Raw genomic sequence first — 23,882 nt, 5'->3', positions numbered from 1 at the left:
CGTCGCCCAAAGCCTGCATCCACACCGCCGCCAGCGCGCCCGCATCGAAAGGCTCGCTCATCAGGCCTCCCTTGCTTGTCCTTGTCCCTGAAAGCCGCGCGATGCTAGCAAGCCCCTCCCAGCACGGGCCAGCAGGTTTTGGAAACAGGGTGTGACAAAGGTAAAAAGCGGGCCGGGCAGAGGGCACGCGATCAGCGCCCCCGTGGATCAGGGGCTCAGTGCGCCTGGTCCCAATTGGGGCCCACGCCGACTTCGGCGACCAGCGGCACCGAGAGTTCGGCCACCGAGGCCATGATGCGCGGCACCTCGGCTTTCACCCAGTCGAGCTCGTCCTCGGGCACCTCGAAGACGAGTTCGTCGTGCACCTGCAGGATCATCAGCGTGCGGCGTTGCTCGCGGTCGAGGGCCCCCTGGACGGCGATCATCGCCAGCTTGATCAGGTCGGCCGCCGTGCCCTGCATGGGGGCATTGATGGCCTGGCGCTCGGCCGCACTGCGTCGCGGGCCGTTGGCGCCGCGGATGTCCGGCAGGACGATGCGCCGGCCGAAAAGCGTCTCCACGTAGCCCTGCTGGGCCGCGCGGGCCTTGGTGGTGTCCATGTAGCGCTTCACGTCGGGATAGCGCTGGAAATAGCGGTCGATGTAGTCCTTGGCGGCCTTCTGCTCGATGCCCAGGCTGGCGGCCAGGCCGTAAGCGCCCATGCCGTAGATCAGACCGAAGTTGATGGTCTTGGCGTAGCGGCGCTGCTCGCTGGTGACCTGCTGTGGGTCCAGGCCGAAGATTTCCGCCGCCGTGGCACGGTGCACGTCCAGGCCTTCCTGGAAGGCACGGCGCAGGTTCGCATCGCCCGAGATGTGGGCCATGATGCGCAGCTCGATCTGGGAATAGTCGGCCGAGACGATCACACGGCCGGGCGGGGCCACGAAGGCCTCGCGGATGCGCCGGCCCTCGGGCGTGCGGATCGGGATGTTCTGCAGATTGGGGTCGTTGCTCGACAAGCGGCCCGTCACGGCCACGGCCTGCGCGTAGTTGGTGTGGATGCGGCCCGTGTGCGGGTTGATCATCTGGGGCAGCTTGTCGGTGTAGGTGCCCTTGAGCTTGGACAGGCTGCGGTGCTCGAGGATGCACGCAGGCAGCGGATAGTCGGCCGCGAGCTTTTCCAGCACCTCCTCGTCGGTAGACGGGGCGCCGCTGGCCGTCTTCTTGACCACCGGCAGGCCGAGCTTGCCGAACAGGATCTCGCCGATCTGCTTGGGGCTGCCCAGGTTGAAAGGCTGGCCGGCCAGTTCGTGCGCACGCGCCTCCAGCGCGAGGATACGCTGGGCCAGCTCGTGACTCTGGCGCTCGAGCACCTGCGCGTCGACCTTCACGCCATTGCGCTCGATGCGCTGCAGGATGGCTGAAGTGGGCATCTCGATGGACTCGTAGACGTAGCGCAGCCCCGATTCGGACTCGATGCGCGGCCACAGCACCTGGTGCACGTGCAGGCACATCTCGCTGTCCTCGCCCGAGTATTCGGTGGCGCGCCGCACATCGACCTGGGCAAAGGGGATCTGATGGGCCCCCTTGCCGCACAGTTCCTCGTACTCGATGCCGTGGCGACCGAGATGGCGGTCGGCCAGGCTGCCCAGGTTGTGGGGCCGGTGGGCCTCGAGCACGTAACTTTGCAGCATCGTGTCGTGCACATAGCCGCGCACCGCGATGCCATGGTTGGCGAACACGTGCATGTCGTACTTGATGTGCTGGCCGATCTTGGGACAGCCCTCATCCTCCAGCCAGGGTTTCAGGCGCTCGAGCACGCCGTCCAGCGGCAGCTGCGCAGGCGCATCGGCATAGGCATGGCCGGTGGGCACATAGGCGGCCTCGCCGGGCTGCACGGCGAAGGACAGGCCGACGATGCGTGCACGCATCGCGTCGAGCGAATCGGTCTCGGTGTCGAGCGCGGCCAGCGGCGATCGCTTCAGGCGTTCGATCCAGGCCTCCAGGCGGTGCCAGTCGAGCACGGTCTCGTAGTGTCGCGCAAGCGTCGCTCCCCCTCCGGTGGGCGGCGGGTCGGAGAACAGGTCGGCCACATTGCCGGGCGGGTCGGCCTGCGCCGCGGTTGCAGCGGCCGGTGCGGTGCGCGACTCCAGCTCGCGCTTCCAGGTTTTGAAACCGTGGCGGGTGTAGAAGTCCAGCAGGCCGGGGGTGTCGACCTCGCGCATCGTCAGGGCCTCCAGGCGCGGCCACATCGGGATGTGGGCGGAGAGGTCGCAATCGGTCACCACGGTAATGAGACGCCGCCCCAGGGGCAGCCAGTCCAGAGCCTTGCGCAGGTTCTCGCCGGCCACGCCCTTGATGCGGTCGGCTGCGGCGATCACGCCGTCGAGTGAGCCATACTCGGCAATCCATTTGGCGGCCGTCTTGGGACCGACCTTGTCGACGCCAGGCACGTTGTCCACCGCATCGCCGATGAGCGTGAGGTAGTCGACGATGCGCTCGGGCGGGACGCCGAACTTGGCCTTCACGCCCGCGACGTCGAGCGACTCGTTGCTCATCGTGTTGATGAGGGTGACTTCTTCGTTGACGAGCTGGGCCAGGTCCTTGTCGCCCGTGGAGATGATGACCCGGTGGCCGGCCTCGCGTGCCACCCGGGCCAGCGTGCCGATCACGTCGTCGGCCTCGATGCCGGGCACCTCCAGCACCGGCCAGCCCAGCAGCTTCACCACCTCGTGGATGGGCTCGATCTGCGCCACCAGGTCTTCGGGCATCGGGGCACGCTGGGCCTTGTATGGCGCATACCACTCGTTGCGGAAGGTCGGCCCCTTGGCGTCGAAGACGCAGGCGGCGTGCGCGGCCGGGAACTGCTCGCGCAGCCGGCGCAGCATCGCGATGATGCCGTGCACGGCGCCAGTGGGCTGGCCCTGCGGCCCGCGCAGGTCGGGCAATGCGTGGAAGGCGCGGTACAAGTAGCTGGAGCCGTCGACCAGCAGCAGCAACGGTGCGGTGGGGATGTGCTCGTCCATGGGCGCGATTGTGGGGCAATCGGCCCGCCGCCCCGGCGGGCTGCGCCTACAATGCCTGCATGCGCAACCGAGCCTGTCTTGCCATCCTCCTGGGAGCCGCGGCCTGCTCTGCCTGGGGCGAGGTGGCCGCCCCGGCCGTGGCCGCAGGCACGCCCGAGCCGGCGGTCCAGGTCATCCGCGTCGAGGACGAGTCCACCCGCATCGACGAGTTGCGGGTGCGTGGGCAGACCCTGCAGATCCACGTGCAGCCCAAGAAGGGCGGGCGCGCTTACGAGGTCGTGCCGCCCGACAGCGGCCGCGATCCGTCCCAGCAGGGCGCTCGCGGAGCTTCGGGCCAGCGCGTCTGGCGCTTCCTGACCTTCTGAAGCCGGGGTCTCCTGGCAACCGCCCGTCCATGGCCGTTTTCACGACCGTCTCGCCTGAACAAGCCTCCGACCTGGTCCAGCGCCTGAACCTGGGCAGCCTGGTGGAGCTGCGCGGCATCACCTCCGGCATCGAGAACACCAACTACTTCGTCACCGCCGAACGCGAGGGCCGGCGCACCGACTACGTGCTCACGCTCTTCGAGCGCCTGAGTTTCGAGCAGTTGCCTTTCTATCTGCACCTGATGAAGCACCTGGCGGCGCGGGGCATCCCGGTGCCCGACCCGAAGGCCGATGCCAGCGGCGAGATCCTGCACACCGTGTGCGGCAAGCCCGCGGCCCTGGTGGACAAGCTGCGCGGCGGCCACCAGCTTGCCCCCAGCCACGTGCATTGCCGCCAGGTCGGCGAGATGCTGGCACGCATGCACCTGGCCGGGCAGGACTACCCGCGCTTCCAGCCCAATCTGCGCGGACTGGACTGGTGGGTCGAGACGGTGCCGTCCATCCTGCCCCACCTGGACGCCGCGCAGCGCCAGCTTCTGGAAAGCGAGCTGGCCTTCCAGTGCTCGCACGCCCGCTCGCCGGCTTACTTGGCGCTGCCGCGCGGGCCCATCCACGCCGACCTCTTCCGCGACAACGTGATGTTCGAGGGCGACACGCTCACGGGCTTTTTCGACTTCTATTTCGCCGGCGTGGACACCTTCCTGTTTGACATCGCCGTGTGCCTGAACGACTGGTGCACCGACCTCGATTCCGGCCGGCTCGACGAAGCACGGGCCGGCACCTTCGTTGCGGCCTACCAGGCGGTGCGCCCGCTCAGCCATGACGAGGTGCGGCTGATGCCCGCCTTGCTGCGCGCCGGCGCCTTGCGGTTCTGGATCTCGCGCCTGTGGGACTACTACCTGCCACGCGACGCCCACATGCTCAAGGCCCACGACCCGGGGCATTTCGAGCGCATCCTGCGCGAGCGCGTGTACACACCCTGGCACCCCGAACCATGAAGCTGCGACAAGTCGGGCCGCTGCAAGGCATCCTCTGGGTGCGCCGCGGCTTCCAGGTCTTCCTGCGCCAGCCGCTGGCCTACACCGCGCTGTTCTTCGCCTTCTTGTTTGTCGCGTTCGTGCTGGTGATCACGATGCGCCAGCTCGGGGCACTGGCGGTGCTGGTGCTCATGCCGCTGGTGTCGCTGGGCTTCATGCTGGCCACACGCAAGGCGGTGGACGGCGGTTTCCCTCTGCCCTCGCTGTTCATCGAGCCGCTGCGCGGATCACGCCGGCGAGTCGCCGCGCTGCTGCAGATCGGACTGGCCTATGCCGTGCTGTCGATGCTGACGATGTGGCTGGCCGACGCGATGGACGGCGGCAGGGTCGATGCCCTGCAGGGCGCCATGGCCAGCGGCGAGGCCACCGCCGAGATGATGGACGACCCGGCCATGCAGGGTGCCCTGCTCAGCCGGTTGCTGCTGACCGTGCCGGTCAGCCTGCTGTTCTGGCATGCCCCGGCCCTGGTGCATTGGGGGGGGACCAGCGCCGTGCAGTCAGTGTTCTTCAGCGTGGTGGCCTGCTGGCGCAACCTGGGGGCCTTCATCGTGTACTTCCTCACCTGGGCGGCCGCGGTGCTGGTGTTCGGTGTGGTGGCCACGCTGATTTTCACTGTGCTGTCGGCCCCCCAGCTCATGGCTCTGGTGGCCTTCCCAGCCACGCTGATGTTCGTGACGGCGTTTTACGCTTCGCTGTATTTCACCTACGCGGATTGCTTCACCGACGAGTCAGCGACCACCGTGGCTCTACCGGCTGCGCGCGACGAGGAATAAAACGAAAAGGCTCGCACGGCGAAGGCCATGCGAGCCACAGAGCCGCCCGCGCCGGGCGGCAATTTCGAAGCTCAGGTGCCGATGCGTCCGCCGTCGTTTTTCACGATCATCACGGTGGCCGAACGCGGGCGACGCCCCGCGCCATAGCCGCTATTGGCCGGCCAGTTGCTGGTGTAAAGGTCAGGATTGGAAAGGTTGGCCACGGCCGTATCGTCTCCCGGGTGCTGGACATTGACGAACATCACACGACCGTCGGGGGTTTCGCATAGCCCCGTAATTTCGTTGTCCTTCGGTCCAACCAAGAAACGCTTCAAGGTGCCCGTGGTAGGCATGGCACCGGCGCGAGTCTGTACCTGCTTGCTCCCATAGTCAAGCGTTACCGTACGGCCATCGCCCACCTGACCAGGCAGCGCCGCCAGCATCATGCAGTTGGTAACGTCGGTGTAGGCACCGTCATCGGTCTGGATCCAACAGATGCCGGTGGATGCCGAGAACACCAAGCCATCAGGGCTGGAGAAGTCGTTGTCGTCGGTCAGACCGGAAATGTTCATGGCCGCAGGCGTAGAACCAGCCTCAGCGCCGAAGACGTACACATCCCAGGTGAAGGTCAGGGCGTTGGCGGCACCGCCGTCTTCACGGATGCGGATGATGTGGCCGTGAACGTTGCCTTGTTGCAAGGTGCCGATGCCGCGAATGTCGCTGTAAGCGCGCGGGTTGGCCGCGTCAACCTCCACCTGCGAGCCCGTGGCCCCCACCCGGCGGCTGCTGTTATTGGTCATGGTGAAATAGATCTCGCCCGTGCCCGGGTGTACGCCGCACCACTCGGGACGGTCCATCTTTGTCGCCCCCACGGCATCGGCAGCGACACGGGAATGGATGGCCACATCCCCCTCATCGGCAAAGCTGTACGTCGCGTAACCGGCAATGTCCGGATTCGTGATCGTCAGCGGCAGCCACTGGCCGGTGCCGTCCTCATTGAAGCGGGCGACATACAAAGTGCCAGCATCCAGGTATTTGTCCCCCGTGGCGATGCGGTCGGCGGGGTTGGCGTCGGCAGCGCTCCACACCGCCTCAGAGACGAATTTGTAGACGTACTCGCGCTGAGCGTCGTCGCCCATGTACACCGCCAGCGGCTGGCCCACGATCGGACGCGAAAAGGCCGCGCTTTCATGCGCAAAACGCCCCAGCGCGGTGCGCTTCTTGACTGCCACGGTGCGATCATAGGGGTCGATCTCTGTGATATAGCCCTGGCCATTGATCTCGTTGCGGTAGTCGAGGTCGGCACTGGCGGCGGTGATGCTGGTGTTCCAGCGAACGTACTGATCATCGGTGCCGCCGGTTTGCCAACCGTAACGGCTGGCCGCCGCGCTCGTGGCCGTGACGTTACGGCCGTAGCGGGCCAGCGCAACATTGCGCTTTGCATCGCTGGCGGTGTTGTCGCCCGCTGCGCGGAAGAAGTAGCCAGACCAGTTTTCTTCGCCAGTGAGCAAGGTGCCCCAGGGGGTCTTGCCGGTGCCGCAGTTGTTCAACGTCCCGCGGGTGCGCGTGCCTTCGGGCGAATAAAGCGTGCGCAGCAAGGCATGACCGCGCGCCGGGCCTGAGATTTCGATCTCGGTGGCGGCCGTGACGCGGCGGTTGAATGCGGAATCTTGTACGTAGCGGAATACGCCGGCAGCGTTCTTGCGAATTTCTACGATGGACACCCCATGACAGTCCACCTCGATGTCCACCTCACCGGCCGGACGCGGCAGCGGCGACGGTCCGTTGGGGTGTAAAAAGGTCGGGATCACATACTCGTGGTTGATGCCCAGCAACGCACGATCGTTGTTGGCGGGGTCGGGCTGCCCGGAAGCGCTCAGGCCGAAATACTCCATGCCATCGTGGCAGTCCCCGGCACGCCGGTCGTAACCCGTATCGGTGCCGTCATTGCGGAACGCCGGGGTGTCCGCCGTGAGCGGATCACCCAGGGCATAAAGCACGGTGGCGGTGTAGCCCGCTGGCACGGTCACGGTATCGGCGGTGCTCTTGGCCACCGCGGTAAAGCCCAGCAGCGTCTCAGCCGGGGTCTGATCGCCATCGTCGCCGCCGCCACCGCAGGCGCTCAACGACAAGCCTCCGAACAAGGCGGTGGCCGCCGAGCCCAAGCCGGCTCGCAGCACGCCACGGCGGCTCAGCCGGGCATTGAGCACCGCATCGAAGCTGGGGTTGGGGCTGTGGTTGTTCACCTGATCGTCAGGGTCGACGAAGCTCTCGGCAGGCAGGTCGATCGGCTTGTTCATGCAAGGTCCTCTCGCAACGTGGGGTGTAATGAAGCGCGCAGCGTAGGAAACCCGGATGAAAGTGCGGTGACGCGACAATGTCAGCTCGATGACGAGCTTGCGCAGCAGCACCGCATCGCCTCGACGCTCGCGGATAATGCGCATACCGCACCTTCGAACAAGTTTTTGGCCATGCCTTTGCTGACCCATCCCGTGTCCCGTTTTGGGCTGCTGCGCGCGCCGGTGTGGCTGGGCTTGAGCCTGCTGCTGTCGGGCTGTGCCGTCGTGACGGTGGCAGGGGCTGTAGCCGGTGCAGCCATCTCGGTCACGGGAGCCGTCGTGAGCACCGGCATCCGCGTGACGGGTGCGGTGGTGGAGGCCGGCGTCGACGCCGTTGCAGGGTCGGACGACGAAGACGACGACTGAAGGGCTGGTCCGCCCGTGCCGTCAGTGGCCGGCGTGCTCCAGCCGCGCCCCCAGCGCCATCAGGCGGGGTCGCACCTCGGTCATCAGGAACTCGGGGCTGAGCTGGAAGGCCGGGCCGCCGCAGTTGATCGCCATCAGCGAGCGCCCCCCGGCCGGCCGCAAGGCGATGGCGATCGCGTTGACGTCCTTCTGCCAATCGCCGAAGGATGCGCACACGCCGAACTCGCGGTACTGTTGGATCGCCCGTTCGATGCCCTGGCGGATGCGCGGCCAGGCCACCTCGTCCAGTTCGCGAATGCGGTCCATCAGCTCGTGGCGTTCGCCCTCTGGGCACATTGCCAGGTAAGCCCGGCCCATGGCCGTGGTGGCCAGCGGGATGCGCGAGCCCACATCCAGGCTGAGCGTGAGCGTAGCATGGCTGCGGCAGTTTTCCACATAGATCATGCTCAGCCGGTCACGCGTGCCCAGCGACACCATGGCCTGAGAGAAATCGGCCAGCTCCTGCATCAACGGCCGGGCGATCTGACGGGCATCCATGCGCGCCAGCATCGTGCTGCCCAGCGAGAGTGTGGCACTGCCCAGGCGGTAGCGGCCGGTGTCCTCCACATACTCCAGGTAGCCCAGCTTGGTCAGCGTGTAGGTCAGCCGCGAGATCGTGGACTTGGGCAGGTTGCAGCGCCGGGCCAGTTCCTGGTTGCCCAGCATGCGGTCGCCCGAGCGGAAACAGGCCAGCACCTCCAGGCCGCGCGCCAGCGCCGTGACGAAGTGGCGGTCTTCCTTGACGCGACCCTTCGGGCCGGGGCGGGCGGATTCGGTCTGCGGCGGCATCGGGTGGTCCATGCAGTCAGGCCTCCTTGGAGCTCGAGAGTTGCAGTGCCTGCTCGCGCAGCCGCTGCTTGTAGAGCTTGCCGGTGGCCGAGGCGGGCAACTGGGGCATCGCGACGATCTGCGCCGGCAGCTTGTAGGGCGACAGACGCTCGCGCAGCCAGGCCATCAGCGCCTCGGTGTCCAGCGTGCGGCCCGGCACGGGCTCGACGAAGGCCACCACCTCCTCGTTGCCCGGCACCGGGCGGCCCACCACGGCCGAGAGCACCACGTCCGGATGGGCGTTGAGCACGTCTTCCACCTCCACCGGGTAGACGTTGAATCCCGAGCGGATGATGAGCTCCTTCGAGCGGCCCACGATCGACAGCGTGCCGTCGGCTTCCATGCGGGCCAGGTCGCCAGTGTGCAGCCAGCCGTCGGTGTCCACCGTCTCGGCCGTCAGTGCCGGGTTGCGGTAGTAGCCCTTCATCACATTGGGCCCGCGCAGCCACAGCTCGCCGGTCTCGCCCATCGGCACCGGCCGGCGCGACTCGAGATCGACCACCTGCACTTCGATGCCGGGGATCGGCGGGCCCACCGAGCAGTCACGGCGCGGCGCATCCAGGCGGGTCTGGCAGATGGAGGGCGACGCCTCGGTCATGCCATAGCCGTTGTGCAGCGGGAGGCCAAAGTGCTGCTCGAAGCGGTCCTTCAGCGCCTGGTCCAGCGGCGCGCCACCGGACTGTGCCACCCGCAACGCGCTCGCGCGCAGGGTGTTGCCCGGCCGATCGCCCCACTCCAGCAGCTTGGCATACATGGCCGGCACACCGTGCAGCACGGTGATGCGTTCGTCCGCCAGCGCCCGGGCCATGGCCTCGGGGGCGAAGCGGGCGGCCAGCACCAAGCTGGCGCCGGCCGACAGCGTGGCCAGCAGCACGGCGGTCAGGCCATAGACATGCGACAGCGGCAGCACGCCATAAACCCGGTCGGCGTTCGTCAGGCGTCGCTGGCGGCGGCTGTTGGCGGCGATGAAGAGCAGGTTGGCATGGGTGAGCATCACCCCCTTGGGTGCGCCGGAGGTGCCCGAGGTGTAGATCAATGCGGCAACCTGGGCGTCCGCCGCCTCGCTCACCGGTTCGGGTGAGGCCTGGGGGTGGCCGGCGGCGAGCAGCACCTCGCCCGCGCCGGGCCAGCGCTGTGACCTGCCGCCCAGGCGCTGCAGATGACGCAACGCCTCGGCCGAGGCCTCGCCCAGGCCGACCACCACGCGGGCCTGGGAGTGCTCGAGGAAGGTGTCGATCTCGCGCTCGGACAGGCGGGCATTGACCAAGGACACCCAGGCGTCGAGCCGGCTGCAGGCCAGCACCAGGATCGCGGCGGCATTGCAGTTCTCGCCCACCACCAGCACACGGTCGCCCGGCTGCACCCCGGCCTCACGCAGGCCTTGCGCGGCCGCCTCCACGGCCGCCGCGAGGGCCCCATAGCTCAGCGCGGCGCGCTCATCCTGCAGCGCAGGCGCGTCGCTTTGCCGCTGCGCCCAATGGTCGAGCCAGTGGTGCAGGCGCTGCGGCTGCAGATCTTCCGCAGCCCCGGGGGTGAACAGGTCGGTCGAACTCAAGGCGAAGGCTCCCATCCGGCCCGGCCAGACACCGGACCGCCGAATGATAAAGCCGATTCCGCTCTTCAGTTTTTCGTTCTGCCATGCAGAACAAAGCCCCCCCCCCCTGCTCAGCCCTCCACCGGGGTGAGCTTGGCCACGCTCAGGGCCAGCCACTTGACGCCATGGCGGCCGAAATTGATCTGTGCACGTGCGTCGGCCCCGCTGCCTTCGAGGGTGAGAATCACGCCCTCGCCGAATTTGTTGTGGAAGACGCTCTGGCCGGCGCGCAGGGCTTGGCCTTCGTTGGTGGTGGCCCTCGGAGCCGCCCAGGCGGGCGGCGTCTCGGGCTGGCGGCCGGCCCCCACGATGCTGCCCAGTCCCGAGCCGCGCTGCCAAGCGGCGCGGTAGTCGCGCTCGAAGCCGGAGCCGAAGCCTTGGGTGCGGGGCGTGATCCACTTGAGCGCCCCCTCGGGCAGTTCGTCGAAGAAGCGGCTCTTGACGTTGTAGCGTGTCTGGCCGTGCAGCAGGCGCGTCTGGCTGTGGCTCAGGTACAGGCGCTTGCGCGCGCGCGTGATGGCCACGTACATAAGCCGGCGCTCCTCTTCGAGGCCGTCGGCATCCGACAGCGAGTTCTCGTGCGGGAAGAGGCCTTCTTCCAGGCCGGTGATGAAGACCACGTCGAACTCCAGGCCCTTGGCCGCGTGCACCGTCATCAGTTGCAGCGCGTCCTGGCCGGCCTGGGCCTGGTTGTCGCCGGCCTCCAGCGCCGCGTGGGTCAGGAAGGCGGCCAGCGGTGAGACGATCTCGCCGGTCTCGGCATCGGGAGTGAGGTCCACTGCGGCGATGGCCGGTGGGCTGCCTGCAGCGATGGCGCCAGCCTGCTCGTCCACCGGCAGGGCCACGGCGTCCTTGCCGAAGCCCTCCTGCGTCACGAAGGCCTCGGCGGCATTGACCAGTTCGTCCAGGTTCTCCAGCCGCTCGCGGCCTTCCTTTTCGGTGCGATAGAAGTCGGCCAGGCCCGAGGCCTCAATCACGTGCTCGATGATCTCGCGCAGCGTCAGGCCCTGCGTGGCCTCGCGCATGGCGTCCACCAGGGCCACGAAGGCCGCGAGGTTGGCCCCGCCCTTGCCAGCCACTGCGCCCACGCTCTGGTACAGGCTGCGGCCGCTGGCGCGGGCGGCGTCTTGCAACTGCTCGATCGTGCGAGCGCCGATACCACGGGTGGGGAAGTTCACCACGCGCAGGAAACTGGTGTCGTCGTTGGGGTTCTCGATCAGGCGCAGGTAGGCCAGCGCATGCTTGATCTCGGCGCGCTCGAAGAAGCGCAGCCCGCCGTAGACGCGGTAGGGGATCCCGGCGTTGAAGAGCGCGCTTTCCAGCACGCGCGACTGCGCATTGCTGCGGTAGAGCACCGCCGTCTCGCTGCGCGGCACGCCGTCGCGGTGCAGTTGCTGCGCCTCCTCGACCAGCCACTGCGCCTCGGCGAAATCGCTGGTGGCCTCATAGACGCGCACCGGCTCGCCCGGCCCGGCCTCGGTGCGCAGGTTCTTGCCCAGGCGCCGCGTGTTGTGAGAGATCAGCGCGTTGGCCGCATCGAGGATGTGGCCGAAGCTGCGGTAGTTGCGCTCCAGCTTGATGACCTGGTCCACACGGAACTCGCGCTCGAAGTCGGCCATGTTGCCCACCTGCGCGCCGCGAAAGGCATAAATGCTCTGGTCGTCATCGCCCACGGCCATCACGGCGCTCTCAGGGCCGGCGAACATCTTCAGCCAGGCGTACTGCAGCTTGTTGGTGTCCTGGAACTCGTCCACCAGGATGTGGCGAAAACGGCGGTTGTAGTGTTCGCGAAGCGCGGTGTGGTCGCGCATCAGCTCGTAGGTGCGCAGCATCAGCTCGCCGAAGTCCACGACACCTTCGCGCTGGCATTGGTCCTCGTAGGCCTGGTAGACCTCGATGAGCTTGCGCGTGTGCTCGTCGCGCGCCTGCACGTCCTTGGGTCGCAGGCCGTCTTCCTTGCAGCCGGCGATGAACCACGCCACCTGCTTGGGCACGAAGCGCTCTTCATCCAGGTTCATCGCCTTGATCACGCGCTTGACGGCCGAGAGCTGGTCCTGCGAATCCAGGATCTGGAAACTCTGCGGCAAGGCCGCCAGCTTCCAATGCGCGCGCAGGAAGCGGTTGCACAAGCCGTGGAAGGTGCCGATCCACATGCCGCGCACGGGAATGGGCAGCATCGTGCCCAGGCGCGTGAGCATCTCCTTGGCGGCCTTGTTCGTGAAGGTGACGGCCATCACGCCGCCCGGACCCACCTGGCCGGTCTGGATCAGCCAGGCAATGCGGGTGGTGAGCACCCGCGTCTTGCCCGAGCCTGCACCGGCCAGCACCAGCACGTGGCGCGGCGGCAGCGTCACCGCCGCATACTGCTCGGGGTTGAGGTGCTGCAGCAGGCCGGCCGGGGCCGCAGGAGGCGCCGCAACGGGCGCGGGATCGGGAGGGAAGATGCTCATGGGCCGATTCTAGGAGAGGGGTATGCGCCTGCCCGAGGTTCGGCGTAGAATGCGCCACCGGGCCCAAATGTTGGAGCCCGGTTTTTTTGTGTCCACCGCCCTCGCTGACGGTTTCGGACCCGACCGGCTCCAAATCAAGCGCTCGCAGCCATTGGGCCGCGCACTGCCTCAACGCGCCGCCCGCAAGCCTGCCACCGCCCATCGGCAGGCCCTACTGCCACCCGGAGCCTTGACCATGGAAATCTTCGACTACGACAACATCCTGCTGCTGCCGCGCAAATGCCGCGTGGAAAGCCGCAGCGAATGCGACACCTCGGTGGAGTTCGGCGGCCGCCGCTTCAAGCTGCCGGTGGTGCCGGCCAACATGAAGACGGTGCTCGACGAGCGCATCAGCGAGTACCTGGCCGCCAACGGTTACTTCTATGTGATGCACCGCTTCGATCTGGACAACGTGGCCTACGCAAAACGCATGCGCGACAAGGGCTTGTTCGTCTCGATCAGCTCGGGCGTCAAGGCCGCCGATTACGCAGTGATCGACCGCCTGGCCGCCGAGGGCGTGGGGGCCGACTACATCACCATCGACATCGCCCACGGTCATGCCGACAGCGTGCGCAAGATGATCGACCACATCAAGCACAAGCTGCCACAGACCTTCGTGATCGCCGGCAACGTGGGCACGCCCGAAGCCGTGATCGACCTGGAGAATTGGGGGGCCGATGCCACCAAGGTGGGCATTGGCCCCGGCAAGGTCTGCATCACCCGTCTCAAGACGGGCTTCGGCACCGGCGGCTGGCAGCTCTCAGCGCTGAAGTGGTGTGCCCGTGTGGCCACCAAGCCCATCATCGCCGACGGGGGCATCCGCCACCATGGCGACATCGCCAAGAGCGTGCGTTTCGGCGCGGCCATGGTGATGATCGGCTCGCTGTTCGCCGGCCACGAGGAGTCCCCCGGCCAGACCGTCGAGATCGACGGCAAGCTCTACAAGGAGTACTACGGCTCGGCCAGCGACTTCAACAAGGGCGAGTACAAACACGTCGAGGGCAAGCGCATCCTCGAGCCGATCAAGGGCAAGCTCGCCGACACGCTGCGCGAAATGCGCGAAGACTTGCAAAGCTCCATCAGCTACGCCGGCGGGCGCACGCTGGCCGACCTGCGCAAGGTCAACTACGTGATCCTCGGCGGCGAGAACGCCGGGGAACACCTCTTCATGTAGGCTCCTTCTGCCGCGCCTAAAATTGCGGCATCCCAGGTTTGGCGGCGTCCCGTGGGACGCCGCTTTCGTTTTCCCCTCGCACGCCCGGCCCCATGACCGAACTCGCCAAGTCCTTCGAGCCCGCCGCCATCGAGGCCCACTGGGGCCCGCTGTGGGAGCAGCGCGGCCTGTACGCGCCCACGCTCGACCCGGCCCGGCCCTCGTTTTGCATCCAGTTGCCGCCGCCCAACGTCACCGGCACGCTGCACATGGGCCATGCGTTCAATCAGACGATCATGGACGCGCTCACGCGCTACCACCGCATGCGCGGCCACAACACCCTGTGGGTGCCCGGCACCGACCATGCCGGCATCGCCACCCAGATCGTGGTGGAGCGCCAACTCCAGGCCAAAACCGGCCAGTCGCGCCACGACCTCGGACGCAAGAATTTCGTGGCCAAGGTGTGGGAATGGAAGGAGGCCTCCGGCTCCACCATCACCCGCCAGATGCGCCGCATGGGTGACTCGGTGAGCTGGGGCCACGAGTACTTCACGATGGACGAGAAGCTGTCCAAGGTGGTCACCGAAACCTTCGTGCGGCTCTACGAGCAGGGTCTGATCTACCGCGGCAAGCGCCTGGTGAACTGGGACCCGGTGCTCAAGTCGGCCGTGTCCGACCTGGAGGTCACCAGCGAAGAGGAAGACGGTCATCTCTGGCTGATCCGCTATCCGCTGGCCGACGGTTCCGGCGAGGTGGTGGTGGCCACCACCCGGCCCGAGACGATGCTGGGCGATACCGCCGTGATGGTGCACCCCGAGGACGAGCGCTACACCGCCTTCCACGGCAAGCAAGTGAGGCTGCCGCTGACCGGCCGCACCATCCCCGTGATCACCGACGAATACGTGGACCGCGAATTCGGCACCGGCGTGGTGAAGGTGACGCCGGCGCACGACTTCAATGACTACGCGGTGGGCCAGCGGCATGGGCTGCCGATGATCACGATCTTCACGCTCGACGCGAAGACCAACGAAGAGGTGCCCGAAGCCTATCGGGGCCTGGACCGCTTCGAGGCCCGCAAGAAGGTGGTGGCCGATCTCGAAGCCCAGGGCCTGCTGGTGCAGGTGAAGAAGCACAAGCTCATGGTGCCGCGCTGCGAGCGCACCGGCCAGATCGTCGAGCCCATGCTCACCGACCAGTGGTTTGTGGCCGTGAGCAAGCCCGGGCCCGACGGCAAGAGCATCGCGCAGAAGGCCATCGAGGTGGTCGACAACGGCTCGGTGAAGTTTTTCCCCGAGCAGTGGGTGAACACCTACCACCAGTGGATGAAGAACATCCAGGACTGGTGCATCTCCCGTCAGCTCTGGTGGGGCCACCAGATCCCCGCCTGGTACGGCACGGGCGGCGAGCTCTTCGTGGCCCGCAGCGAAGAAGAGGCCCGTGCCAAGGCGACTGAAGCCGGCTACACCGGCGCTCTCACGCGCGACGAGGACGTGCTCGACACCTGGTACTCCTCGGCCCTGGTGCCTTTCTCCTCGCTGGGCTGGCCTGAGAAGACGAAGGAGCTCGAACTCTTCCTGCCCTCGTCCGTGCTGGTCACCGGCTTCGACATCATCTTCTTCTGGGTGGCCCGGATGATCATGATGACGGTGCACTTCACCGGCCAGGTGCCTTTCCACCACGTCTACATCCACGGCCTGGTGCGCGACGCCCATGGCAAGAAGATGAGCAAGTCCGAGGGCAACGTGCTCGACCCGGTGGACCTGATCGACGGCATCGCACTCGAACCCCTGCTCGAAAAACGCACCACCGGCCTGCGCCGGCCCGAGACCGCGCCCAAGGTGCGTGAGGCCACGAAGAAAGAATTTCCCGAGGGCATCCCCGGCTATGGGGCCGATGCGCTGCGCTTCACCTTCGCTGCGCTGGCCAGCCTGGGTCGCAACATCAACTTCGACAGCAAGCGCTGCGAGGGTTACCGCAACTTCTGCAACAAGCTGTGGAACGCCACGCGCTTCGTGCTGATGAACTGCCAGGGCCAGGACTGCGGTCTGGCCGAGCACGGCGCCCAGGAGTGCGTGAGCGGCGGCTACCTCGACTTCTCGCAGGCCGACCGCTGGATCGTGGGCGAGCTGCAGCGGGTGGAGGCCGCCGTGGCCCAGGGCTTCGCGGACTACCGGCTGGACAATGTGGCCAACGCGATCTACCAGTTCGTGTGGGACCAGTACTGCGACTGGTACCTCGAGATCGCCAAGGTGCAGATCGCCACCGGCGACGCCGCCCGGCAACGCGCAACGCGACGCACCCTGATCCGCGTGCTCGAGACCGTGCTGCGCCTGCTGCATCCGATCACCCCGTTCATCACGGAAGAACTCTGGCAGAAGGTGGCCCCGGTGGCCGGCCGCAAGGCGGCGGGCTCGGAGGCCTTCATCGTGAGCGCGCCCTACCCCGTGGCCCAGCCCGAGCGCATCGACGCCCAGGCCGACGCCTGGATGGACAAGCTCAAGGCCCTGGTGGGCGCGTGCCGCAACCTGCGCGGCGAGATGGGCCTGTCGCCGGCCGAGCGCGTGCCGCTGTATGCCTTGGGCGACGCCGCCTTCATCGAGGCCGCCGCCCCGCTGCTCAAGGCCCTGGCCAAGCTCAGCGACGTGAAGCTGTTCACCGACACCGCCGCCTTTGCCGAGGCGACGAAGCTGGCGCCGGTGTCCGTGCTGGGCGAGGCCCACCTGGCGCTGCATGTGGAAATCGATGTGGCTGCCGAGCGCGAGCGCCTGGGCAAGGAAGTCAAGCGACTGGAGGCCGAAATCGCCAAGGCCAGCGCCAAGCTCGGCAACGAGAGCTTCGTGGCGCGCGCCCCGGCGGCCGTGGTCGAGCAGGAACGGCAGCGCCTGGCTGACTTTGGATCGACGCTGGCCAAGCTGCGTGAGCAGATCGCCCGCCTGGGCTGAGCAAGGCCGGCCCCATGTTCAGGGGCCCCCTGTCCGCGGGAGGCCGACAGACAGCCCTCCGCGGAAACGAGTACAAACACGCCCATGATCACCAAAGCCGTTTTTCCCGTTGCCGGCCTCGGCACCCGCTTCCTGCCCGCCACCAAGGCGCAGCCCAAGGAGATGCTGCCCGTGGTGGACAAGCCGCTCATCCAGTACGCCGTCGAGGAAGCCTACGACGCGGGCATCCGCGAGATGATCTTCGTGACCGGCCGCACCAAGCGCCCGATCGAAGACCACTTCGACATGGCTTACGAGCTGGAAACCGAGCTCGAAGCCGCCGGCAAGCACGAGCTGCTGAAAGTGGTGCAGTCCATCAAGCCCGAGGACATGGAATGCGTGTTCGTCCGCCAGCCCAAGATGCTGGGCCTGGGACACGCCGTGCTGTGCGCCGAGCGCCTGGTGGGCAACGATCCCTTTGCCGTGCTGTTGGCTGACGACCTGATGGTGGGCGCCAAAGGCATCACCCGCCAGATGGTCGAGATCTTCAGCGAATGGCGCGTGTCCATCCTGGCCGTGCAGGAAGTGCCGGCCGAGCAGACGCGGCGCTACGGCATCTGCGCCGGCACGCCGGTGAACGAGCGCCTGATGGACCTGACCCAGATCGTCGAGAAGCCCGCCCCCGAGAACGCACCCTCGCGCCTGGGGGTGGCGGGCCGCTATATCCTCACGCCGGGCATCTTTGAGGAGATCCGCCGCCAGCCGCGCGGCGTGGGCGGCGAGATCCAGCTCACCGACGGCATCAGCGGCCTGCTACGCCGCGAGAAGGTGTTCGCCTACCGCTATGAAGGCATCCGCTACGACTGCGGCAGCAAAGAAGGCTTCCTGCAGGCCACTGTCGAACTGGCGCTGCAGCATCCGGAACTGGGCGCGAGCTTCCGCACCTACCTGAAGGGCCTGGAGCTCTGACGGGCCCGGCCCCAATGCACAAGGGCTGCCGACGGGCAGCCCTTGTCACATGGCGGCCTGGCGGCTCAGCGGCGACGCAGCACGTGCACGAACTCCTTGTCCAGCGTCTGCTGTTCCACCAGCTCGTTGCCCGTCTGCTTGGCAAAGGCCTGGAAATCGCGGATCGAGCCCGGGTCGGTGGCCACCACCTTGAGCAGCTCGCCGCTGTGCATCTCCGTCAGGGCCTTCTTGGCCTTGAGGATGGGCAGGGGGCAGTTCAGCCCGCGGGTGTCGAGTTCCTTGTGGATGTCCATGGTCGATCCGAAACGAGTGACGCCATATTCTAGGGTTGATCGGCAGCCGTTGAGTTGTGCGTCCTTCGAACATGTAGGCCTGCGGGTTCAAGGTCTCACCGGGGTCGGTCGTCCAGCCAGCGCACGGGATGGCCCCGCGAGCGCAGCCAGTCGGCCAGGGCCTGGCCGGTGCCGGCCGGCCAGCACTTCACCGACTCGGGCGCCAGCAGCTTGTATTCGGCCAGCTCCGGCGACAGGACGATCTCGCCGCGCGCCAGGGCGTGGTAGGCGATGATGACCTGGTTCATGCGCTGGAAGTCGTAGGCGCCGATGATGGACAGTTGTGTGACCGTCAAGCCCGTCTCCTCGGCCACTTCGCGGGCGACGCCTTCCTGGGGGGTTTCGCCGGCTTCCATGAAGCCGGTGACCAGCCCGAAGAAGCGGCCCGGCCAGGCGGCGTTGCGCGCCAGCAGCAACTGCCCGCCGCGGTCTTCCAGCTCGATCACCGCAGCCAGCACCGGCGTGGGGTTGTTCCAATGCGTGAAGCCGCAGCCTGCACAGCGCAGACGCGATTTCTCGCCGCCGTCTTCCATCTGGGCCTGCCAGGCCAGCGGGGAGGCGCACTGCGGGCAGAATTTGTAGGTATAGGCCTGAATCGTCATCGTGCACCGTCGAATCGTGGAATCCCATCCTAGCGCCGAAGCCGGCCGGGCGCTGTCGCGTCCGGTGAGCAGCAACCAGGACGCCCCCCACCCCCGGCTGGACGAACTCGTGCGCCGCCATCTGGCCACCCCCTTTCGCAAGCCGCCGGCCCCCTACAGCGTGGCCGCCTTCGAGGCGGTCGCCCGGTGCCGTGAGGGCCGCCCGCTGGTGCTGGACAGCGCCTGCGGCACCGGCGAGAGCAGCGCCCGGCTGGCCTGGCGGCATCCGCAGGCCCTGGTGGTGGGCATCGATCAGTCGGCAAAGCGCCTGGAGCGAGGACAGCGCAAGCTGCGCACCGCGTGGCCCCCCAACCTGATGCTGCTGCGTGCCGATGTCGGCGACGTGTGGGCACTGATGGCCCAGGCCGGCTGGCGCCTGGCCGAGCACCATCTTCTATACCCCAACCCCTGGCCCAAAGCCGAGCATGTGATGCGCCGCTGGGGCACCCACCCGCGCCTGCCGGCCCTGCTGGCCTTGGGCGGGCGAATCGAGCTGCGCAGCAACTGGGCCGTCTATGCGCAGGAGTTCGCACGGGCGCTGCGCCTGGCCGGTCGGCAGGCCACGCTGGACGTGCCGGGGCCGGCCGAGCGGGCCGATCCGGTCTCGCCCTTCGAACGCAAGTACCGCGATGCCGGCCACACGCTGTGGCGGGTTCTCTCCCCCGAGGTTCAGGCCGGAAAGACGCCCGTGGACAGGTAGCGGTCGCCGCGGTCGCACACCACGAAGACGATGGTGGCGTTTTCGACCTGCTGGGCGATCTGCAGCGCCACCCAGCAAGCCCCGGCAGCAGAGATGCCCCCGAACAGGCCTTCCTCGCGCGCCAGGCGGCGGGCCATGTCCTCGGCGTCGGCCTGGCTCACGTAGATCAGCTCGTCCACGGCGCTGGGGTCGTAGATTTTCGGCAGGTACTCCTGCGGCCACTTGCGGATGCCCGGGATGCGGGACCCCTCGCTGGGCTGGGCCCCGATGATGCGCACGGCCGGGTTCTTCTCCTTCAGGTAGCGCGACACGCCGGTGATGGTGCCGGTGGTGCCCATGGCGCTGACGAAGTGCGTGACGCGCCCTTCGGTGTCCTCCCAGATCTCCGGGCCGGTGGTCTCGTAGTGGATGCGCGGGTTGTCGGCGTTGGCGAACTGGTCGAGCACCACGCCCTTGCCCTCGCGCTGCATCTGCTCGGCCAGGTCGCGGGCGTATTCCATGCCGCCAGCCTTGGGCGTGAGGATGAGCTCGGCCCCGAAGGCTTTCATCGTCTGCGCCCGCTCGATGGACAGGTCCTCCGGCATGATCAGCAGCATGCGGTAGCCGCGGATGGCCGCAGCCATCGCCAGCGCGATGCCGGTGTTGCCCGAGGTGGCTTCGATCAGGGTGTCGCCGGGACGGATCTGGCCGCGCTCCTCGGCGCGACGGATCATGCTGATGGCCGGACGATCCTTCACCGAGCCGGCCGGGTTGTTGCCTTCGAGCTTGCCGAGGATCACGTTGCCGCGGCGCTCGTTGTCCGCGCCGGGCAGGCGCTGCAGTCTCACCAGCGGCGTGCGGCCGATCGCGTCTTCCAGGGTCTTGTAAGTGGGCATGGCAGGGAACTCTCCTGCCGCCATTGTGGCAGGCCAGCCGCGGCCCTCGCGGTCCATGACATAATCGCCCCTCTTCCAGCACCCTGCCCGGGTGGCGAAACTGGTAGACGCAGCAGACTCAAAATCTGCCGGTGGCAACACCGTGCCGGTTCGATTCCGGCCCCGGGCACCACTGCACAGCAGCGAACGGGCGCTGACGTGTATTGCACGTTCGCTGCGCAGCCCCTTGCGCTGCCAGGCGGCCCCGCCCGGCCCGCTGCTCACCCCGACCGGGCCAGGTCCCCCGGTGGCGTCTCCCGCTTGGGTGGCGTGCAGGGATGGCCGTCGATCCAGGGCCACAACGTCGGCAGCAGCGACTTGAGCAACTGCGTGGGCAAGGCGCTGGTGAAGCGGTAGCGCTCGGCGTCGGGGCCGGCCACATAGACCATCAGCACACCATGGTGGCGCTCGCCCAGCACAAAGGCGAAACTGGCCGAGCGGTTGAGCACCTGCGAGGCCAGCACCCGGCCGTCGCGGCCCTGCACGGTGTAGCGGTGGTCGCCGGTGCCGGTCTTGCCGCCCAGTTCCACCGCCCGTCCATCGGCGCTGCGCACGCTGCCCAGCAGCCGCCGCGCGGTGCCCTGGGCCACCACGTCCACCAGGGCCCGGCGCGCAACGCGCGCCACCTCGGCCGGCAGCACGCGCTCGGGCGCGGCCGGCTGACGGGTCAGGTGGGTTTCGTACGGCGTGCCCCGCCCGAACTGCAAGCCCTCGATGCGCACCGTCGGCAGTCGCAGGCCTTCGTGGGCGATCACGCCCATCAACTCGGCCAAGGCCGCTGGCCGATCCCCCGAGGCCCCCAGGGCGCTTGCATACGAGGGCGTGAGGGTGTCGAAGGGATAGCCCAGCCGCTGCCAGCGGCGGTGCAGCTCGGCAAAAGCGGCCTGCTCCATCACCTGGCGGATGCGCTGGTCTTGCGCAGCCTTGTGGCGTGTGCGAAAGAGCCAGTCGTAGGACTCCAGCCGGGCCGCTTGGCCGGCGGCCAGCAGCTCGCGCAGGCTGGTCGCGGGATGGGCGCGCAACCGGGCCGCCACCCACAGCTCCAGCGGGTGCACGCCGGCGAGGTGGGCGCGGTCGGACAGCGACAGCCGGCCAGGGGCGGCCTGTTCGTGCAGGCGCTGCAACACCGCCGGCGGCACCGCCTCGCCCCCGCGATGGCGGGCCAGGAAATCGGCGAGCCCGGTCACGCCTGCCTGGGGTTCCAAACCGTAGTAAAGCGCGGCCAGGCGCTGCAGCGTGGCCGCTCGCCCGCCCACGAGCTGGCGCTCGACCTCCTCGGGCGAACGTTCCCGCAGCGCGGCGTGGAAGCGCACGATGAACTGCCGCCCCTCCTGGTCGGCGAATCGTTCGAGCCAGCGCTGCCGGGCAGGGTGGGCCGGGTCGTCGAACAGGCGGGGGTCGAAGTCCGGCTGCTGGTGCACGAGATGCTGCACGACGTCACGCATGAGCCGGATGAAGACCAGGTTGACCGAGCGGCGGAAGGCTTCGCGCACCGTCATCGTGCGGTGATCGTCCTCGGCATCGAAATTGCCGAAGCGGTGCAGGCCCCCGCCGGTGAAGAAGGTTTCGGCCGGGCTGGCCGTGTAGCGCCGCTCCATCGCGGCCTCGAGCAGGGCCTCCAGGCTGCGATCCTCGGTGCGCAGCAGGTGCTCGCGCACCCAGCGCGCCAAGGTGTCGCCCGGGGCCGGTTGCAGCGCGGCCAGCGCAGCCGCGTCCAGGCCAGCCCAGCGCTCATGCAATTGCGCCACCACTTCGAGATAGCTCACGAGCGTGCGCAGCTTGGCAGTCGAGCCCATGTCGAGCCGGGCACCTTCGTTCAGATCGAAGGGTTGGTCGAAGTTGTCCGTCTGCACGCGCACACGGCTGACTTGGCCGTCGCGCTCGAAGAGCGTGAAGCTGTAGCGCAGGGGTGCCGGATCGTCGCCCTCGCCCAGCAGGCGGTGTCCCACCAGGCCCGCCGAGCGCACGCCCTCGGGCGTGCGCAGCCTCAGCAGCGCCTCGGTGACCGCCCGCTGGGCCCGGGCGTCGAGCGTGCTGTCCACCACCAGGTCCAGACGGTCCAGGTCGTAGCTGCGCGACACGCCCAGCAGGCTCGACAGGCGCGTGCGCGCGGCGCTGGCCGCCTTGCGCTCGACGAAGCTGCCCAGGGACGGCACGGTCTGCTGCGGCAGCAGCTCCAGCGGCAGCGGCAGGGCGGCATCGCGCAAGGCCATGGGAATGACCCCGTCACGGGCGAGCAGGCGCAAGTGGCTGTCGGTGAGCTCGCGCAGCCCGGGCGCGCGCTCGGCCAGGTAATGCGAGGGCCGGCGCTGCGCGACGATGAGCGACAGCGCCTGCTTGTAGGCCAGGGCCTGCTCACGCAGCAGCACCTCGCGGAAGGCCCGGGCCCGGCTGGCTGCGGGCGGCGCAGCTCTGACCTCGCCATCCACCAGGGTCGACAGCAGACGGTTGACCTCGTCGAAATCGCGGCCATACCAGGCCCACAGGCCCTCGCCCAGGCCGTGCACCTCGCCGAAGCCCACCTGGGCAGCCAGCGGCACGGTGTTGAGATAGTCCAGCAGGATCTGCTGTCGGCGCGCCAGGGTGTGTTCGCCGTGCAGGTAGGCCCGCAGCGAGGCCGAGGCTACCTGCCGCAGCTTCTCGCCCACCGAGTCGGTGCGGCCCTGGGGGGAATGGCGGTACTTCTCGATCTGCGTGGCCAGGGTGCTGCCGCCGGCGGCGGACTGGCCCGGGTCCACGGTGCGGCGGGCCTGTTCGAGCACGGCCTTGCCGAGCCGGTCCCATTCGATCGCAGGATTCAGGTGCACCCGCGTGGGGTCGAGCAACTCGCGGTTCTCGATGTAGAGCAGGCTGTCGGCAAGCACACGGGGGACGGCCTGCACATCGGGGTAGACCTGCCGGGGATGCAGGCTGGCCGACAGGGTCTCGCCACGGCAGTCGAGCACCTGCAGGCCCGCCTGGCTTTTTTCGGGGTAGATCGTGAACAGGCCACGGTCATGCAGCTCGATGAGTTTGGGCGACCAGCGGGCTTGGGCCTGCACCTCGAAGCCGCGGGCGGACAGGCGCTCGATCATCGCCGGCAATCCGTGGTAGCCCAGGCGCAGGTCGTAGGGCCCGTCCGCGGGAAAGCGGATGGCCTGGCTGCGGCCTGGCTGCACCGAGACATGCAACTGGGCGGCCAGGTCGGCCAGCCAGTGGGCCTGAACGCGCGAGGTTTGCATCTCCTGCGTCACGCCGCGCCAGGCCACGACGACCACCAGGCCAATCAACCCTGCGACGGCCAAACGCCAGCCCCAGGGCGCTAGGCCCGCTGACTGAAGGCGCTGCACGGCACGCGCAGGCATCGAGGCTCCCCGTCACGCTATGTCGGCTCTCACAACGATAGCGCGAAATGGGGCCGCCCGGAGCCCATCGCAGTCCTGCCCCCTCGGCTCCAGG

At 67.9% G+C, this 23,882-nt stretch carries 17 protein-coding genes and 1 tRNA gene; 9 read left to right on the top strand and 9 right to left on the bottom strand.

Going from position 1 to position 23,882, the window contains the following annotated elements; genetic code table 11:
- Positions 1–215: 215 nt before the first annotated feature.
- Complete coding sequence (gene polA / locus AC1ECW_RS15305; protein WP_481202180.1) at positions 216–3,005, bottom strand: DNA polymerase I; 2,790 nt, start codon at positions 3,003–3,005, stop codon at positions 216–218.
- 59 nt (positions 3,006–3,064) lie between these two features.
- On the opposite strand from polA, the gene AC1ECW_RS15300 reads away from it, so the two are divergent.
- The 3 genes from AC1ECW_RS15300 to AC1ECW_RS15290 are packed head-to-tail and all read left to right on the top strand — an operon-like array spanning position 3,065 to position 5,180.
- A complete protein-coding gene (locus AC1ECW_RS15300; RefSeq protein WP_409706844.1) occupies positions 3,065–3,370 on the top strand; it encodes a hypothetical protein in 306 nt (101 codons plus the stop codon).
- 29 nt (positions 3,371–3,399) lie between these two features.
- Entirely contained in the window at positions 3,400–4,368 is a 969-nt protein-coding gene (locus AC1ECW_RS15295; RefSeq protein ID WP_409706841.1) for a homoserine kinase, read from the top strand.
- Complete coding sequence (locus tag AC1ECW_RS15290) at positions 4,365–5,180, top strand: BPSS1780 family membrane protein (RefSeq protein ID WP_409706838.1); 816 nt, start codon at positions 4,365–4,367, stop codon at positions 5,178–5,180. Before AC1ECW_RS15295 ends, AC1ECW_RS15290 begins: the two co-directional genes overlap by 4 nt.
- 71 nt (positions 5,181–5,251) lie before the next feature.
- Here the strand turns inward: AC1ECW_RS15290 and AC1ECW_RS15285 are convergent, their stop codons facing one another.
- Entirely contained in the window at positions 5,252–7,459 is a 2,208-nt protein-coding gene (locus AC1ECW_RS15285; RefSeq protein ID WP_481202181.1) for a PhoX family protein, read from the bottom strand.
- A gap of 171 nt (positions 7,460–7,630) precedes the next feature.
- Here AC1ECW_RS15285 and AC1ECW_RS15280 point away from each other — a divergent pair, with 171 nt between their 5' ends.
- A complete protein-coding gene (locus tag AC1ECW_RS15280) occupies positions 7,631–7,864 on the top strand; it encodes a hypothetical protein (protein ID WP_409706834.1) in 234 nt (77 codons plus the stop codon).
- Between the two features lie 21 nt (positions 7,865–7,885).
- Here AC1ECW_RS15280 and AC1ECW_RS15275 read toward each other — a convergent pair whose 3' ends face one another.
- From AC1ECW_RS15275 to AC1ECW_RS15265, 3 genes are all read right to left on the bottom strand, one after another.
- On the bottom strand, positions 7,886–8,704 hold the full coding sequence (locus AC1ECW_RS15275) for an IclR family transcriptional regulator (RefSeq protein ID WP_481202179.1): 819 nt from the start codon (positions 8,702–8,704) through the stop codon (positions 7,886–7,888).
- Between the two features lie 4 nt (positions 8,705–8,708).
- On the bottom strand, positions 8,709–10,301 hold the full coding sequence (locus AC1ECW_RS15270; protein WP_481202178.1) for a class I adenylate-forming enzyme family protein: 1,593 nt from the start codon (positions 10,299–10,301) through the stop codon (positions 8,709–8,711).
- Between the two features lie 95 nt (positions 10,302–10,396).
- Entirely contained in the window at positions 10,397–12,775 is a 2,379-nt protein-coding gene (locus AC1ECW_RS15265; protein WP_409706825.1) for a UvrD-helicase domain-containing protein, read from the bottom strand.
- 235 nt (positions 12,776–13,010) lie between these two features.
- Between AC1ECW_RS15265 and AC1ECW_RS15260 the strand changes: the two genes are divergently transcribed.
- The 3 genes from AC1ECW_RS15260 (at position 13,011) to galU (ending at position 17,857) form a co-directional block, all read left to right on the top strand.
- The gene (locus AC1ECW_RS15260; RefSeq protein WP_481202177.1) at positions 13,011–13,988 is read left to right on the top strand and encodes a GMP reductase; all 978 of its coding nucleotides are present in this window, start codon (positions 13,011–13,013) and stop codon (positions 13,986–13,988) included.
- 92 nt (positions 13,989–14,080) lie between these two features.
- Positions 14,081–16,909 carry a valine--tRNA ligase gene (locus tag AC1ECW_RS15255; protein ID WP_409710099.1) on the top strand — a complete coding sequence of 943 codons (2,829 nt, stop codon included), beginning with the start codon at positions 14,081–14,083 and terminating at the stop codon, positions 16,907–16,909.
- A gap of 84 nt (positions 16,910–16,993) precedes the next feature.
- The gene (galU, locus tag AC1ECW_RS15250; protein ID WP_481202176.1) at positions 16,994–17,857 is read left to right on the top strand and encodes a UTP--glucose-1-phosphate uridylyltransferase GalU; all 864 of its coding nucleotides are present in this window, start codon (positions 16,994–16,996) and stop codon (positions 17,855–17,857) included.
- 65 nt (positions 17,858–17,922) lie between these two features.
- On the opposite strand, the gene AC1ECW_RS15245 is transcribed toward galU, so the two are convergent.
- Both AC1ECW_RS15245 and AC1ECW_RS15240 read right to left on the bottom strand, forming a co-directional pair.
- The gene (locus tag AC1ECW_RS15245; protein WP_409659784.1) at positions 17,923–18,150 is read right to left on the bottom strand and encodes a sulfurtransferase TusA family protein; all 228 of its coding nucleotides are present in this window, start codon (positions 18,148–18,150) and stop codon (positions 17,923–17,925) included.
- Positions 18,151–18,245: 95 nt separating this feature from the next.
- The gene (locus tag AC1ECW_RS15240; RefSeq protein WP_409706986.1) at positions 18,246–18,791 is read right to left on the bottom strand and encodes an NUDIX hydrolase; all 546 of its coding nucleotides are present in this window, start codon (positions 18,789–18,791) and stop codon (positions 18,246–18,248) included.
- A gap of 16 nt (positions 18,792–18,807) precedes the next feature.
- Between AC1ECW_RS15240 and trmB the strand changes: the two genes are divergently transcribed.
- A complete protein-coding gene (gene trmB / locus AC1ECW_RS15235) occupies positions 18,808–19,530 on the top strand; it encodes a tRNA (guanine(46)-N(7))-methyltransferase TrmB (RefSeq protein ID WP_409706989.1) in 723 nt (240 codons plus the stop codon).
- Here trmB and cysM read toward each other — a convergent pair.
- Positions 19,500–20,405 carry a cysteine synthase CysM gene (cysM, locus tag AC1ECW_RS15230; protein WP_409706991.1) on the bottom strand — a complete coding sequence of 302 codons (906 nt, stop codon included), beginning with the start codon at positions 20,403–20,405 and terminating at the stop codon, positions 19,500–19,502. The two genes, trmB and cysM, sit on opposite strands and share 31 nt — an antisense overlap.
- 85 nt (positions 20,406–20,490) lie before the next feature.
- On the opposite strand from cysM, the gene AC1ECW_RS15225 reads away from it, so the two are divergent.
- Positions 20,491–20,577: transfer RNA gene (locus tag AC1ECW_RS15225), tRNA-Leu, on the top strand.
- An 88-nt stretch (positions 20,578–20,665) separates the two neighbouring features.
- On the opposite strand, the gene AC1ECW_RS15220 is transcribed toward AC1ECW_RS15225, so the two are convergent.
- The gene (locus tag AC1ECW_RS15220) at positions 20,666–23,788 is read right to left on the bottom strand and encodes a transglycosylase domain-containing protein (protein ID WP_481202175.1); all 3,123 of its coding nucleotides are present in this window, start codon (positions 23,786–23,788) and stop codon (positions 20,666–20,668) included.
- Positions 23,789–23,882 lie beyond the last annotated feature (94 nt).

The organism is Caldimonas hydrothermalis (assembly GCF_056746695.1).
The sequence above is the reverse complement of the archived record's forward strand: the minus strand, read 5'-3'. Positions and strand labels throughout refer to the sequence as shown.